General features: G+C 35.5%; 12 protein-coding genes. 1 reads left to right on the top strand and 11 read right to left on the bottom strand.

From position 1 onward, the window contains the following. Positions 1-13 precede the first annotated feature (13 nt). The 9 genes from hflC to citZ all read right to left on the bottom strand — a co-directional run bounded on the left by hflC (position 14) and on the right by citZ (position 11,798). On the bottom strand, positions 14-994 hold the full coding sequence (gene hflC / locus ACN6MX_RS12460; protein ID WP_419959221.1) for a protease modulator HflC: 981 nt from the start codon (positions 992-994) through the stop codon (positions 14-16). Continuing rightward, positions 994-1,980 carry an FtsH protease activity modulator HflK gene (gene hflK, locus ACN6MX_RS12465; protein ID WP_419959222.1) on the bottom strand — a complete coding sequence of 329 codons (987 nt, stop codon included), beginning with the start codon at positions 1,978-1,980 and terminating at the stop codon, positions 994-996. Before hflK ends, hflC begins: the two co-directional genes overlap by 1 nt. 1,171 nt (positions 1,981-3,151) lie before the next feature. Beyond that, the gene (locus ACN6MX_RS12470; RefSeq protein ID WP_419959223.1) at positions 3,152-4,366 is read right to left on the bottom strand and encodes a carboxylate--amine ligase; all 1,215 of its coding nucleotides are present in this window, start codon (positions 4,364-4,366) and stop codon (positions 3,152-3,154) included. An 11-nt stretch (positions 4,367-4,377) separates the two neighbouring features. Continuing rightward, positions 4,378-5,910, bottom strand: a complete 1,533-nt coding sequence (gene pnpS / locus ACN6MX_RS12475; RefSeq protein WP_419959224.1) for a two-component system histidine kinase PnpS — start codon at positions 5,908-5,910, stop codon at positions 4,378-4,380. Continuing rightward, positions 5,910-6,617 (bottom strand): response regulator transcription factor, encoded by a 708-nt coding sequence (locus ACN6MX_RS12480; RefSeq protein ID WP_419959225.1) that lies wholly within the window; start codon positions 6,615-6,617, stop codon positions 5,910-5,912. Before ACN6MX_RS12480 ends, pnpS begins: the two co-directional genes overlap by 1 nt. 61 nt (positions 6,618-6,678) lie before the next feature. Further along, a complete protein-coding gene (locus ACN6MX_RS12485) occupies positions 6,679-7,125 on the bottom strand; it encodes a MaoC/PaaZ C-terminal domain-containing protein (protein ID WP_419959226.1) in 447 nt (148 codons plus the stop codon). 673 nt (positions 7,126-7,798) lie between these two features. After that, positions 7,799-8,737 carry a malate dehydrogenase gene (gene mdh / locus ACN6MX_RS12490; protein WP_419959227.1) on the bottom strand — a complete coding sequence of 313 codons (939 nt, stop codon included), beginning with the start codon at positions 8,735-8,737 and terminating at the stop codon, positions 7,799-7,801. Between the two features lie 596 nt (positions 8,738-9,333). Beyond that, complete coding sequence (icd, locus tag ACN6MX_RS12495; RefSeq protein WP_419959228.1) at positions 9,334-10,599, bottom strand: NADP-dependent isocitrate dehydrogenase; 1,266 nt, start codon at positions 10,597-10,599, stop codon at positions 9,334-9,336. 83 nt (positions 10,600-10,682) lie between these two features. Then, positions 10,683-11,798, bottom strand: coding sequence for a citrate synthase (gene citZ / locus ACN6MX_RS12500; RefSeq protein ID WP_419959229.1), 1,116 nt, complete (start codon positions 11,796-11,798; stop codon positions 10,683-10,685). Positions 11,799-11,996: 198 nt separating this feature from the next. Here citZ and ACN6MX_RS12505 point away from each other — a divergent pair, with 198 nt between their 5' ends. Beyond that, positions 11,997-12,965: an AI-2E family transporter gene (locus ACN6MX_RS12505; RefSeq protein WP_419959230.1), complete on the top strand. Its 969-nt coding sequence runs from the start codon at positions 11,997-11,999 to the stop codon at positions 12,963-12,965. Here the strand turns inward: ACN6MX_RS12505 and ACN6MX_RS12510 are convergent. After that, entirely contained in the window at positions 12,943-13,338 is a 396-nt protein-coding gene (locus ACN6MX_RS12510) for an FxsA family protein (RefSeq protein WP_419959231.1), read from the bottom strand. The two genes, ACN6MX_RS12505 and ACN6MX_RS12510, sit on opposite strands and share 23 nt — an antisense overlap. 801 nt (positions 13,339-14,139) lie before the next feature. Then, on the bottom strand, positions 14,140-15,900 hold the full coding sequence (gene pyk, locus ACN6MX_RS12515) for a pyruvate kinase (RefSeq protein ID WP_419959232.1): 1,761 nt from the start codon (positions 15,898-15,900) through the stop codon (positions 14,140-14,142). Positions 15,901-15,932: the final 32 nt, after the last annotated feature.

Genomic DNA, 15,932 nt, shown 5'->3' on the forward strand with positions numbered 1-15,932 from the left:
GACGATTCATATACTATTCTAAGTAACCGGATAAAATTTTCGCATATGGTGAATCAGATGGGATGATTATCATCGTATCTTCCCCAATTGTTTTCTTATAAGATTCTAACGTTCTGTATAAGGAATAGAATTCAGGATCCTTCGAGAAACTATCGTTATAAATTTGTGCTGCCTCTGCTTCTCCATCCGCTTTAATCACCGCTGCATCTTTATTAGCTTTAGCTAGCATTTCCCGAACTTCTCGATCCGTGTCCGCTTCAATACGACGTTTATCTGCATCACCAGTAGATAAGAATTTTTGTGCAATACTTTGTCTTTCTGAAATCATTTCATTGTAAACAGATTGCTCATTTTCCTGAGGTAGATCTGTACGTTTAATACGAACATCTAATACTTCAATTCCGTAATTATCCTTTTTCAATAACTTATTCACGTGACTAGTTATTTGATCATTTAAGCTTCCTCTTGAGGAATTTTCATCATTAATAATCTCACTATATTCTAATTGACCTAGCTCTGAACGAACGACCGAATAGATAAATTCCTCCATACGAGAGCCAGCTCCAACCAATGTACCTGCGCTTGAAATCATTTCTTTTGGATTCACTACTCTCCAAACAGCATAATTATCTATAATGATTCGACGTTTATCTTTTGTATTGATCTCCGCCTCTGATAATTTGTAGTTCATTTGGTGTTTAGGAATTGTTGTTACACTTTGTAAAAATGGTATTTTCATATGAAGACCAGGTGTATCTTTAATATCTTTAATTTCCCCGAATTGGCGAATTACTTTAAACTCTCCTTCTTTGACCACATATACATTCACTAATGCGATAATGAAAAGGACAAAAACCAAAAAGATTGCGATGAATGGCTTCGTGTATTTTTTATAGTCTACTGGTTTTTTTTCCTTTGGTGCTTTACTAGGTTTGTTTTCAACCGTTTTAAATTTAGCTTCTAAATTAGAGAATGGATTTTTATTGTCCGCCATTATTTACCGCTCCCTTCCTCTGCTTTAGCATCTGTTTCCGTTGCAGGTGGTACAACTTGTTTTGTTGTATCTAATGATTGAAGGGGTAAATATTTCATCGTTCCACCCTCATCATTCATAATGTACATTTTTGCATTTGGTAAAACAGCTTCTAATGTTTCCATTACTAATCGTTGTTTCGTAATTTCTTTATTATTTTGATATTCTGCATATAGTTTATCAAACAACGCTACGTCCCCTTTTGCTTGTTCAATCCGTGCAGTTTTATAACCTGTCGCATTTAAAATTATGGCATCCTTTTCTCCAATTGCTTCACTTAGCTTTTGGTTTTTATATTTATCTGCCTGATTTACTTTTGTATTCTTAGTTTCTTCCGCGTCTGTCACAGCGGTAAAAGCAGATCGAACTTCTGCATTTGGAAGCTCCACATCTTGTAATTTTACTGTTAAGACAGTGATTCCAATATCATACTTTTCTATTAACGAGCGTAATAGATCATTCGTGTCACTCTCAATCTGTGCTTTTCCTGATGTTAAAGCATCATCTATTTTGGAGTTCCCAATAACCGAACGAATAGAAGCAGATGTTGCATCATGAAGTAATTCTTTTGGGTTTTCAGCATTAAACAAATAGGATTTAGGATCTGTTATTTTCCATTGGACAACTAAATCCGTTAAGACGATATTGTCGTCCCCTGTGATCATTTTTGTATCTTTATCAAATGACTCAATTTCTCCGTTTGCTTTTTGGTTGTAACCAAATTGAAGACTAAATGTTTCTTTGGAGAGTTTTTCAACTGATTGAATTGGCCAAGGCATTTTAAACTTCAATCCCGGATCGACTATTGGTTCGCTTGCTTCACCAAATGTAATGACGATTGCTTGTTCTGATTCATCTACTGTATACCATGAAGTAAAAACTGCTGATAATAATATAATGCCGATTAAAGACATGGCGATAATAGTTAGTAACCTTTTAGTACTCATAACTTTTCCTCCTTTTTATGTATACTTCCTTTTACGGTTTAACTTGGTAAATGGTTTCAAAAATAATAGGATAGTTGTTTCATATATTTGATAATACATAGATTTAAAGCACAAAAGAATGGTAAGTTAATATTTTAAGAGGTTTAGTTGGAACAGTCATTCTTACATAAAAGCAAATAAAAAAAACGGGCAAAAAAAGGCCCAGTCCTTTAAGATCAAAACCTGTTTTTATCGTTTTCGAAGTGCTTTGGACAGACGTTTTGCTCTAGGATTACCGAGTGATTTTTTAGGGATGCTGGTTGGTTGTGACGGACGTCACAACCAACCAGCATCCCTTTTTTTCGATAATTTTATGGCTTGTGTCTGTACTTCACCCTCCTACAACTTTTAGAAACAGGTTAGTGCATTTTTGGATAACTAGAGATAAGATACTTTCTTATTCATAGAGTAAGCTCTCGAAGATGCAATTTCGTTAGCTATTAGCTTCTTAATTTAGTAACTACTTACTATTTTTCTTTATTTCCACTAGTGAAAAAAGGAAATCTACTTGCTTCATTATTAATTACAAAATAGTGTTCTTAATACAACAGACGGTTTTATCACTATATTAACTTTGAATGCTATTATTATCTAAGCGATAAGCTATGCCAAATCTGATAGTAGAGTACTACACGTCATATTGATTGTAGTGGAAGGTGGCGACTCCAGCGGGAACAGCGTTAGGTGAAGACCCCGCAGCGAAGACATTGGCCAAACTTTGTTTGGGCAATGTCTTCACGACGAGTAACCGCAGGAGCATATGTTTTCCAGCGAGGAGGCTGAGACAACTCCCGCGGAGGCCAACAGGAGGTTGGTCACGAAGGCGTTGCCACACGAGGTGGCGTTCTTAGCCTTTGTACCCCCACCTGAAACCAAAATCATAGGATTGTTTGTTCTCTTAAGTTTCATGAACCTAGTATTCATAGGACATTTTTATATACTTTCTTAATCTTTTAGGAAAGCGCAAGCACACTTTTAAGGACAAATTGTATAGAACTTTTTCTTAAAATACCTAAATAAAAAAAGCTAGCAACAATGCTAGCTTTTTTTTAGGTAAATCGTTTGGAAAAGGGGTCTAATTAAATGTAACAAATAATTGTTAATGTATTGTGAATGATTTGTAAATATTTCCTTACCAATTATTATTTTTATATTTTTTATAATAATTGAACTGACGTGCAACTAAAAATAGCTTACGCGTAAAATGCTTGTCTTTCTTATAAAAAAGTGGATTTCCCCATTTACCGGATTTCAAAAGCATTCTTACTTCTTGTTGAATCTCTTCATTTTCAACAAATTTCTTTAATACGATTTTAGGCACCACGGTAAACAAATAATGTTCATTCAACAAAGTAAGGGCTTTTTCCTTTTGATAAATAACATCATCTACAAAATAACGGGCCATATTATGTCCCAGTGCAGTTGTATAATAACTAGATCTCCCTTGTCGAATGTTTACCTCAAATACTTTAAACTTCCCATCACGCTCATCGAATTTCAAGTCAAAGTTTGCAAATCCGACATAACCTATTGCTTCTAAAAAGTGTTGTAGCTTTTTCATTAGTTCCTCATTATATCGAGTGATAAGTGCTGTATAGTTACCAATAGCCGTAACTGTATGCTCTTGAAGAACTACCTGTGCAAGTGTGCTAAGTTGGGCTTTACCTTCAGAACTCATATAGAATACCGAATCCCACATATACGTATCGTCCCCAGGAATATAATCCTGAATGATTAAGTCTTCCGTATAACCACTAGCATTTACTTTGCTAATCACATCATCTAGTTCTGCCTTTGACTCTACACGATAAACTTTTTGCTGACCAGGAAACTTGTTTTTGTAATACATAACACCATTACTTGGTTTTATGATTAATGGAAAGAGTACATCCTCTGTAAATGCTGCTTTTTTTGCACATGAATAATAATATGTTTTTGGTGCATCAATCCCATGCTCTTCACAAAGTTTATAGAAATTTGATTTCACAAGTAGATTATTCATTAATTCTTCCGACATATAGTTAAAAACATACATTTTTTTTAAAGCGTCAGCATTTTCAATTATTAATCGCACATAAAAATCATTTGTTCCAATTAATAGCAACTTTTTATCGTTTATTTTATACTTCTGTGCCACATCCAAAAGTACCTGAACAAAAGCGGATTTATCCCATAAATTTGGTTGAATCTCTATATGTTCAATCACGCTACTCCATTTGGTAAATGACATTTCTTCTTTACCTACTAATATTGGCTTAATATTGTATTCCTCATGAAAAGAAATTGCCATATTGTAGGCATTCATATCTGTCCCAATAATTATAGGGATAAAGGGTTGGTTATTCATAAAGACCTCCATTAACTTTTAACAAGCGGAATTGATACAGTAAAGACAGTACCTTTTCCTACTTCGCTTTCTACTTCTAGTAAACCATGATGGGCTTCGACTAGATGCTTAACAATTGCTAATCCAAGACCAGTTCCTCCTGAGTTTCTACTTCTAGCTCTATCCACTCGGTAAAAACGCTCGAAAACCCTGCCAATTTCATCTTTCGATATTCCTATTCCTTCATCTTGAATACGGAATATTCCACATTTATCGTTATGATCAATGGATATAGTCACCGTTTTATCCTCAGGGGAGTAGGTCAGCGCATTCATCAATAAATTCATCGTGATTTGTATTAAGCGATTTAAATCACCTAATACATAGACTGGTTTGCTATATATCATTTCGAGACGCATATTCTTTTCTTCTACAATATGACTAGTCATCTCTTTACTTCGCTCAACAACTTCCAATAAGTTGACCTTTTGTAAATTCACTTCATATCCTACCTGTTCTACTTTTGAAAGATCTAATAAGTCATTAATTAGCATTTGAAGTCGATTACTTTCTTTGTGAATTATCTCGAGGAAGGAAAGTAATGTTTCTTCGTTTTTATACGCGCCATACAATAATGTTTCTGAAAATCCTTTTATACTAGTGACAGGTGTCTTCAATTCGTGGGATACATTCGCCACAAAATCTTTTCTAACTTGCTCCAGTTTTACAAGCTCCGTAATATCATGCATTACTACCACTATACCAAGCCATTTTCCATGCTCGCCGATAACCGGCGCTCCATAAGCATCCATAAAATAAGTATGTATGTTTTTCTTTATCGATATTTGTTCCCGATTAGAAGCCTCGGTCAAAAATAAGTGATCAATGAACGCCTCAATCTTTTTTGGAAGACCGATTTTATTAAATAGTTTTCCATCAACATCTTTGAACGAAATGTCAAGCTGCTTTAAAAACGAACGATTCACAATCGTAATATACCCGTTACGATCAATCATAATTAGGGCACTACCCATATTCTCGATTAACGTTTTTAAACGTTCTTTTTCAGTTTCTCTCATGACGGATATATCATGTAAATTTCGTGCGAGTATATTAATAGAGTTACTTAGCTTGGACATTCCAGAAAATTCATCTTCAAAGGCACGAATTCGATAATTCCCTCGAGCTAGTTCCATGGCAGTTTCTGTCAAATGCTCGATTGGCTGCGCAAACTTTTTGAAAATATTTGTCCCTAAAAACAGTGCAACAAGAAAAGTAATACTCATAATGATGAATAAAAACAACCATAAGGAATGGGCATTGATCAATTCAGTTTGAGAGAATGACGATGCTAACATTTCCGTAATATCCCGTTGCTCATCTACTGTGAGTCCTGTTGTGCCTATATAATTTGATACTTCATCAATTTTTGTGTTTATGACTTTTTCAGAGGAGCTTTTAGCGTAAATAGGAAAAAGCTGTCCAAGTATAAGTCCTAGACAAGCTAATATTAACCCTATCATAATAGAATAAGTTCTAAAAAGTTTGGAATGAAATGATTTCATTAGCTCTTAGGCTCCTCAAACTTGTATCCTAGTCCTCTAATTGTTTTGATGAAATTAGGCTTTCTACTATTTTCTTCAATTTTATCACGTAAATGACTAATATGGACATCTACTATACGAGTATCGCCTGCAAAATCATAGTTCCATACTGCGCTTAATAGCTGATCACGTGTTAACACTCGATTTTTGTTTTCGATTAAATACACAAGTAACTCAAATTCTTTTGGAGTAAACTCAATGACCTCATTGTTTAAAAGCACTTCAAAACGTTCTGGAAATACTTGTAGCGTACCAAAAGTATACATTTCTTCTTTTGTTTTCTCTTGCTTATGCTCAGTAGAAATACTAGAACGACGAATCATTGCTTTTACTCTCGCAGTAACCTCTCTTGGACTAAAAGGCTTCGTCATATAATCATCAGCACCTAGTTCAAGACCTAATACTTTATCGAATTCTTCATCTTTTGCAGTTAACATTATAATAGGGATTTGTACTTTCTTTAAACGAAGCTCTTTACAGACTTCCATGCCATCCATATGTGGCAGCATCCAATCTAGTACAATAACCTCAGGCTTTTCATCCAACGCTTTATTAAGTCCTTCTAAGCCATCACTTGCTGTTATGACTTCAAAACCAGCTTCTTCAAGATTATATTTTAATAAAGTTACAATTGAACTTTCATCATCCACAACTAATACTTTTCTCATTTTTTTGCCTCCAAGGTTGATTTGAAACCCCCATCCCAAATCGATGTTAGCTATACTGTTATTATTTTTCTATAATTGGAGGCGTCACATGAAATTCGCCTTCCACAACTATTTCGTTTTGGTCATTTTGAGCAAGTACTGTAATTACTATACTATTTAATTGTTCAATTATTTCTTTTATTTCAAATGTAAATTCTACTATTGAGTAATGGTAAGTAGGTGTTGGAAAGCTAATAATCTGTTTTGTTATATGTGATCCAGGACCCGGCAAGTATTTTGAAATAGCGGATGTAATAATACCCGTTAACATAATTGACGGTACGATAGGTTTTCCATATTGGGTCTTAGCTGCAAAATCATGTTGAATAAATAAAGGATTGTTATCATTGGTTAGCCCAAGATATAGAAGTAAGTCCTTGTCCTCTATTTTTTCTGTAAGTGTTAATTTTTCACCGATCTCTATGTCCTCTATACGCCTACCTATTTTCCGAGTTTTCCCTAATAACAATAGTTCTTCCCCCTCACAAATAGCTAATTCTATATTAACAATAAACCTACATAAAGCGCAAGGTGATGATAGTACCTGTTCCTGTTGGGATACCTTTTAACCATCTTTAGTTAGTCTTTTTTATCCATAACAAAATAACCGGCACAAGACATGCTAGTCCTTTAAGTTCAAAACCTGTTTCTATCGTTTTCGAAGGGCTTTGTACAGACGTTTCACCATGTGATTAACGAGTGAATTTTTAGTGAGTATTGATTGTAACGATTGTCACAATCAATACTCACTTTTTTTGGTAATCTTATGGCAGTTGCCTGTCCGTCGCTTTCTACAACTATTAGAAACGGGTTAATGCATTTTGGGATAACTAGAGAAAAGATACTTTCCTACTCATAGAGGAAGCTTACGAAGATGCAATTTCGTTCGCTATTTAAGCGACGGTGATGGTTCATCGCTCCCCCCCCCCCCCCGCGGTGGCCAACAGGACGTTGGTCACGAAGGCGTTGCCACAAGAGGTGGCGTTCTTAGCCATCGTTCCTTTGTCTCCACCTGAAACGGAAATCATAGTATTATTCATTTTTAAAAGCACCGAAAACCCAGTGTTCACGGTACATTTTTATGTACTTTCTTATTAAAAAATCGAGTGGGTTTCCCCACTCGATTGGTAACAACCTTATAGTTAAGCTAATACTTTCATAACAGCTTTAACAGCATCTGCAGATTTGTTTAATAATGCTTTTTCATCTTCTGTTAACTCAAGTTCGATAATTTTCTCGATACCTGCAGCACCCAGTACTGTTGGAACACCAAGGTAAATTCCATCCATACCATATTCGCCCTCTAAATAAGCGATGGATGGCAATACTCGTTTTTGGTCTTTTAGAATTGCTTCTGCCATCTCCACTAAAGAAGCAGCTGGTGCATAATAAGCGGAACCATTGCCAAGAAGGTTAACGATTTCTGCCCCACCTTTACGAGTACGATCTACGATTTCTTCTAAACGAACAGCGTCGATTAACGTTTCTAATGGAATTCCACCTGCGTAAGAATATCTTACTAATGGCACCATATCGTCACCATGTCCTCCAAGAACAAAACCAGTAACATCTTTAACGGATAGGTTTAATTCTTTGGCAACAAACGTACGGAAACGAGCAGTATCAAGTACTCCAGATTGTCCGATTACGCGTTCCTTAGGTAAGCCAGATTCTTTATAAACTGTGTAAGTCATCGCATCAACAGGGTTCGTTAATACTAAAATTGTTGTATTTGGAGAATATTTTACGATTTCAGATGTAACAGACTTCATCACTTTTTGGTTCGTTTGGACTAAATCGTCGCGGCTCATCCCAGGTTTACGTGCTATACCGGCAGTGATAATTACTAGATCTGAGTCTTTCGTATCTTCATAGTTTGAAGTTCCAATGATATCGGCGTCAAAACCTTGGACTGGTCCAGCTTGTGCCATATCCAAAGCTTTACCTTTAGTAGCACTTTCTGCTTGTGGAATGTCCACTAATACAATATCACCAAGTTCTTTTTGAGCAAGTAGAAAAGCGGTTGTTGCACCTGTAAAACCGCCACCGATTACTGAGATTTTACTTCTTTTCAATGTCATAAGAAAACTCTCCTTTTGTTCTTATTAGATGAACCCGCCAAAATGATGCCTGTTCCATTATGGTCAAAACCAGCAGGACGTTTTTGGATAACTAGAGAAAAAATTACTTTCCTATCTATAAAGGAAACTCTCGAAGATGCAATTTCGTTAGCTATTTTGCTTCTTTATTTAATGAACACTTACTATTTCACTGTATTTTCACTAGTATAAGAAAAAATCTACTTTCTTCATTCTTAAATACAGAACAATATCCTTAATTCAGCAGACGGTTTTATCACTATATTAACTATGACTACTTTTATCATCTAAGCAATAAGGCTATGCTATATCTTATAGTGAAGTACTACACGTCATATTGATTTTAATAGAAGGTGGCGATTCCATCGGGATAAGCGAGAAAGTCGAAACCCCGCAGATAGCATAGCAAACGAGGCTCGGTCTCGCCCGTGCAAAGCATCCACCTGGAACGGAAATCAGTAGTATTAGTCATTCTAAAAAAGTAGCTTGAATCCAGTGTTCACTATATATATTTTCTTTTCTATTAAAGAAAAGGAAGGGAAAAATCCCTTCCTTAAAAACTAAATTTCATTTTCATATTACATGTTTTTAATAAGTTCATCAGCGAATTCAGAACATTTAACTTCAGTTGCCCCGTCCATTAAACGTGCGAAGTCATAAGTTACCACTTTAGCAGCAATAGATTTCTCCATTGAATCCATGATTAGTTTCGCAGCTTCGTTCCAACCTAAATGTTCTAACATTAATACTCCTGAAAGAATAACAGATGATGGGTTAACTTTGTCAAGACCAGCATATTTAGGAGCTGTACCATGAGTAGCTTCGAAAATAGCATGTCCAGTTACATAGTTAATGTTAGCTCCTGGAGCAATACCGATACCACCAACTTGTGCTGCAAGTGCATCAGAAATATAATCTCCGTTTAAGTTCATTGTAGCAACTACATCAAACTCTTTTGGACGAGTTAAAATTTGTTGTAAGAAGATATCAGCAATCGAATCTTTTACAAGGATTTTACCAGCTGCAAGTGCATCAGCTTGTGCTTTGTCAGCAGCTTCTGTTCCTTGCTCTTCTTTAATTTGATCATATTGGTTCCAAGTAAATACTTTATCACCAAATTCTTGTTCTGCTACTTCGTAACCCCAAGTTTTGAAAGCACCTTCTGTGAATTTCATGATATTCCCTTTATGAACTAATGTTAAAGAAGTACGACCTTCTTTAATAATGTAGTTAAGAGCAGCGCGAACTAAACGTTTTGTACCTTCTTCAGAAATAGGCTTAATACCGATACCTGAAGTTTCTGGGAAACGAATATTAGTAACTCCGAATTCTGTTTGTAAGAAGTCGATTAGTTTTTTCGCATTGTCTGTACCTTTAGCATATTCAATACCAGCATATATATCTTCCGTGTTTTCACGGAAAATAACCATATCCGTATCTTCTGGACGTTTAACTGGAGATGGAACACCAGTGAAATAACGAACTGGACGTAGGCAAGTATATAGATCAAGCTCTTGACGTAAGGCTACGTTTAATGAACGAATTCCCCCACCGATTGGTGTAGTTAAAGGTCCTTTAATAGCAATAAGGTACTCATTAATAACATCTAGAGTTTCTTGTGGTAACCATTCGCCAGTTTTATCAAATGCTTTTTGACCAGCAAGAACTTCTTTCCATTCAATTTTCTTTTCACCATTATAAGCTTTTTCTACTGAAGCTTCTAATACACGGGATGCTGCAGCCCAAATATCTGGACCTGTTCCGTCTCCCTCAATGAAAGGAATTACTGCTGTGTTTGGTACGTTAAGTACACCGTTTTCTACTGTAATTTTGCCTGTTGTCATTTGTTATTTCCTCCTACTATCATAATCATAGGGCAGTAAACACTAAAGTGTTTAAGCCCTATCTACTATAGATAATACTACTATTATCTTTCTTCAATTGGAATATATTTTTGCATTCCAGGTCCTACATATTCTGCACGTGGACGGATTAAACGATTGTTTGCATATTGCTCAAGAATATGTGCGCTCCAACCAGATACACGTGATACTGCAAAGATTGGTGTAAATAAATCATGATCTATTTTCAAGGAATGATATACAGAAGCAGAATAGAAGTCTACGTTTGGTGGTAAATTCTTTTGCCCTGTAACTATTTCTTCGATACGAATAGACATATCATAAAGTTTAGATTCGCCATTAAGTGTAGTCAATTTTTTGGACATTTCACGTAAATGTTTTGCACGTGGGTCTCCTTTTCTATATACACGGTGACCGAATCCCATAATTTTTACTTTGTTTTCTAATTTTTCGTTAATATAAGCGTCAACATTATCAAGTGAGTCGATTTCTGTTAACATTTTCATAACTTGTTCATTTGCTCCACCATGTAAAGGTCCTTTTAAAGCTCCGATAGCTGCAACAACGCCAGAATAGATGTCTGAAAGAGTTGCTACACATACGCGAGCTGTGAATGTAGAAGCATTCAACTCATGATCTGCGTGTAAAACAAGTGCTTTATCAAACGCTTCTATCTCTATATCTTGTGGTAATTCGCCGTGTAGCATGTACAAGAAGTTCGCAGCATAACCTAAGTCTGTTTTAGGTGCTACAGGTTCTAGTCCTTTACGAACACGCGAGAAAGCTGTTACTAAGGTTGGGATTTTTGCTTGTAGTTTAATTGCTTTTAAGTAATTTGCTTCATCGGACATATCTTCTGCAGCATCATCATATAATGCAAGCATAGAAACTGTTGTTCTAAGAGCAGTCATTGGATGTACATCATTGATTGGGAATGTTTTGAAAAAATTCAAAACTTCTTGCGGGACAGCCATGTGGTCAGCTAATTGTTGTTTCAATTCAGCTAGTTCTGTCGCATTTGGAAGACGCTTATGCCAAAGCAAGTAAACTACTTCTTCAAAGCTCGCATTGTTTGCTAAATCATCAATATCATATCCAACGTATGTAAGTGTATCATCGATGATTGAACTGATTGACGTTTCTGCCGCTACAATTCCTTCTAAACCTTTAGTTGTTGTCATATCAAAGTCTCCCCTTTACACCATAAGACTTCTGACCAAATCTTCATCAAATCAGAAGAACTATATGTATATATTAATGTTTTTAGCATTGCTTACATAAACAGTATAATCAATATAGTCGTCTTTGTGAATGAAAACGCTTAAGTTTGTTGAAAAATATCACAAAATCTCCTAATTAATTGAAAAGATTGGATGAAAATGATTACTCTACAATTAAATAAAAAAGATTTGTTATCACAATGGCTGCCAATTGGAATAATTATACTAATATCATTTATCGCATACCCACTTACATTGTCAATTATTGGAGGATACTTTCTATTTCCATTAACTAATTTATTACATAAAAAATTTAAAATTCCAGTATTTCTAAGTGTTTTACTCACAGTAATATTAATTTTATCGAGTGTTTTAATCGTATTATTTTTTCTAGTTCAGACATTAATTGATCTTATTCCATTTATACACGAACATGTTGTGTTGTTACCAGTAATGGAAATACAAAATAACCCTATATTTATGATGTTTGAAGGAAAATTTCAGACATTATTAAATAAAATATTGAATGATTTATTGTTAAATGTAACGCATTTACCCTCATATTTTTTTGAGATATTCTTATTTAGTATTGGATTATTTTTTTCCTTAGTCGAATCTGTAAAGGACCGAGAATGGTTTCTAGTCTACTTCCCTAAAAAAATGCGCGGTCTTTGCCATAGAGCATTACTGAAATCCTCAACCATCGTAAATCAATTTATACATGTAGAATTTAAGTTATTTATATTAACGTTTATCTTAATTGCTATTGGATTCTCAGTATTAGGATTACATAATCCGATTAAATATGCTTTTCTTATTTCTTTAGTCGATAGTGTTCCTTTTTTAGGTACAGGCCTAATACTAATTCCTTTATGTATTTACTTTTTTTTAATGGAAATGCATATGGTAGGTGCTATTATCTTACTTTTATACTTGTTTGTTCAGTTAACTAGACATATCGTCGAATCAGTACTTTGGTCATCCACTACACAAATAAAGGCTGTCCACGTCTTTTATTTGAGCGCGGCAGCCATTTTAATCTTTGGATTTATCGGTATCTTGTTTAGTCCATTTATTTATCTATTCGCCCATAAATGGGAAAGCTTTACGAAGACTTCATCACAATAACTTGACCATTTTTCATCTTTTTGCGAATCCATCTATAAACAAGAGGTTTAAATAAGTTGCGGGTTGGGGCAAATAAAAGCATGAAGCCAATAATATCTGATATAAATCCTGGAAGTACAACTAAAACTGCTCCGACAAATATACTAATACCATTTATTGCAGCTTCTCCAGGTGCTTGATAGTTTTTAATGCTTTCAGATACCTCTCGAAATGCTTTTAAGCCTTGTCTTTTTGCAAAATAGCCACCAATTATTCCACTTGCGATGATCAATAAAAATGTATATCCTACTCCAATCGTTTTACCTGATAGCATTAGAATATATAATTCAACAGCAGGGATTAGGATAAACAAACCAATAATCCATTTCATCATTTCACCTTCCTTTTAGAAATAGCTTAAGCACCATTTAAACTCAAAACCTATTTCAATCGTTTCCGGTGGGCTTTGGACAGATTTGTTGCTATAATATTATCGGATAATTTTTTGAGAGGCTGGTCGTGACTGACGTCACGACCAGCCTCCCTTTTCTCGGTAATCTTATGGCGCTTGTCTGTCCGTCGCCCACCTACAACTTTGGGAAACAGTCCAGTGCCTTTTCGGATAACTAAGGAAAAGATACTTTCTTATTCATAGAGTAAGCGCCCGAAGATACAATTTCGGTCGCTACTTTGCTTTTTTATTTTGAGAACACTTACTATTTTTCTTTAATCCACTAATATAAAAGAAAAGCTACTTTCTTCTTCATTAGATAATAGCATTTATCATTCAAAAATGATTATTTTTATCACTTTCTAAATTTGATCAATCTTATCATCCATGCGATAGGCTATGCAAACTCTTCTTGTTGGATCCTACTTGCTTAATTGATTGTAGTGAAAGGTGGCGACTCCATCGGGATAAGCGAGAAAGTCGAGACCCCGCAGGGAGCGTCTTGATGGAACAAAGGCTAAGAGCACCACCACGCGATCGCAACGCCTTCGTGACCAACATCCTGTTGGCCTGAGGAGGCTCAGCCTCGCCCGCGGAAAGCGTCCACCTGTTTATGCATCGCTTCACTAGCTTCGAAACATGAAAGTGCGTTGTAACGAAAATCATTAGTATCATTGGATAGATTCTAATATGTTATACTTTCTCATTCAATAAAAGCCTCACCTTTTAGGGTGAGGCATTTTCTTAAATTATGCTAGCGTGACCATGATAGATAAATCCACTTTCAGCATCTATCGTTAATTCTTGGCCATTTTTTATAAGAGTAGTGGCATCTTTAACACCTACAATAACTGGCACACCTAAACTAAGTCCAACAACTGCAGCATGGCTAGTTAAACCACCCTCTTCTGTGATTAAACCTCTGCATTTTTCAATACTAGGGACCATATCACGGTCAGATCCTAATGTCACAATTATACTATCCGATGTATCTTGTCCGGCTAATTCTTCTGCATTATTCACAACTATTGCTTTTCCAAATGCAGTACTTTTTCCAATACCTTGCCCTCTTGCAACTAAGTCTCCAATAATATGTACCTTCATCAAGTTTGTTGTACCCGCTTCTCCAACAGGAACACCAGCTGTGATCACTACTAAGTCGCCATGGGTCACATAATGATGAAGAATACTTTCTTCCACAGCATCCTCTAAAATCTCATCCGTAGAATGTGCTTTTTTTCCAACTATCGGATATACTCCCCAAACTAATGTAAGCTTTCTAGATGGAGTAGCTGAAGAAGTCACTGCAATTATCGGAACACCAGGTCTAAATTTAGCAATCATTTTTGCAGTATATCCACTTTCGGTTGGTGCAATAACTGCTTTTACCTTTAAATTTATCGCTGTGTGTGCAACAGCTTGACCTATAGCATCCGTTAGGTTTACATCACGTGCTTTACTAATTTTCGTTACATTTTCACGATAATCTACTGCATTTTCTGTACGACGGGCTATTTTATCCATCGTTTGAACAGCCTCTACCGGATAAAGCCCTGCCGCTGTTTCTCCAGAAAGCATAATTGCATCTGTTCCATCAAATATAGCATTTGCAACGTCACTTGCTTCTGCGCGAGTTGGTCTTGGGTTTCGTTGCATAGAATCGAGCATTTGAGTAGCTGTAATAACAGGTTTTCCAGCTTCGTTACATTTTGTAATTAGTTTCTTTTGAACCAAAGGAACTTCTTCAGCAGGAATTTCAACACCTAAATCTCCTCTTGCAACCATTAGGCCATCAGATACTTGAATAATTTCATCAATATTATCTACGCCTTCTTGGTTTTCGATCTTAGGAATAATTTGAATATGTGCACCATTATTTTCTTCTAGTAGTTTACGGATTTCTAACACATCTTTTGCACGACGTACGAAAGAAGCAGCAACAAAGTCTATATCCTGCTCAATACCAAAAAGAATATCCGCAGCATCTTTTTCTGTCATACCAGGTAATTGAACGGATACACCGGGTACATTGACACCTTTGTTATTTTTTAAAGTTCCTGCATTTTGAATATAAGTGGAAATAATTCCATTTTCTTTATCAATTTTTTGAACGATTAATTCAATTAGTCCATCATCTAATAGAATGACAGAACCTTCGTGAACATCCTCGATTAATTTATCATAGGAAATAGAGAAGCGCTCTAAAGTACCTAACACTTCTGTCATCGAAATTTCAATTGTTTGGCCAGATTCAAGCTCAAGAGCACCATTTTCCATTTTATGTGTGCGGATTTCCGGTCCTTTTGTATCCAATAAAATACCAACAACTTTACCTGTTTTCTTAGATACTTTACGAATCGTTTGAATTCTTGCAGAATGTTCCTCGTGATTTCCATGTGAAAAATTCAATCTGGCAACATTCATACCTGCATTAATTAATTTCTCTAACATTTCCTCTGATTCACTTGCGGGTCCAATTGTACAAACTATTTTAGTTTTTCTCATTGTACAGTCCTTTCTATAATGGAAAGATATTT

Origin of the sequence: Psychrobacillus sp. BM2 (assembly GCF_048572895.1) — a bacterium.
In the GTDB taxonomy this organism is placed as follows: domain Bacteria; phylum Bacillota; class Bacilli; order Bacillales_A; family Planococcaceae; genus Psychrobacillus.

Bases quoted from the DNA above. Each gene is read 5' to 3' on its own strand.
- ACN6MX_RS12470 (WP_419959223.1), bottom strand. From the start codon at position 4,366: ATGAATAACCAACCCTTTATCCCTATAATTATTGGGACAGATATGAAT.
- hflC (WP_419959221.1), bottom strand. From the start codon at position 994: ATGGCGGACAATAAAAATCCATTCTCTAATTTAGAAGCTAAATTTAAA.
- mdh (WP_419959227.1), bottom strand. From the start codon at position 8,737: ATGACATTGAAAAGAAGTAAAATCTCAGTAATCGGTGGCGGTTTTACA.
- icd (WP_419959228.1), bottom strand. From the start codon at position 10,599: ATGACAACAGGCAAAATTACAGTAGAAAACGGTGTACTTAACGTACCA.
- ACN6MX_RS12505 (WP_419959230.1), top strand. From the start codon at position 11,997: ATGATTACTCTACAATTAAATAAAAAAGATTTGTTATCACAATGGCTG.
- ACN6MX_RS12510 (WP_419959231.1), bottom strand. From the start codon at position 13,338: ATGATGAAATGGATTATTGGTTTGTTTATCCTAATCCCTGCTGTTGAA.
- pnpS (WP_419959224.1), bottom strand. From the start codon at position 5,910: ATGAAATCATTTCATTCCAAACTTTTTAGAACTTATTCTATTATGATA.
- pyk (WP_419959232.1), bottom strand. From the start codon at position 15,900: ATGAGAAAAACTAAAATAGTTTGTACAATTGGACCCGCAAGTGAATCA.
- ACN6MX_RS12480 (WP_419959225.1), bottom strand. From the start codon at position 6,617: ATGAGAAAAGTATTAGTTGTGGATGATGAAAGTTCAATTGTAACTTTA.
- hflK (WP_419959222.1), bottom strand. From the start codon at position 1,980: ATGAGTACTAAAAGGTTACTAACTATTATCGCCATGTCTTTAATCGGC.
- citZ (WP_419959229.1), bottom strand. From the start codon at position 11,798: ATGACAACAACTAAAGGTTTAGAAGGAATTGTAGCGGCAGAAACGTCA.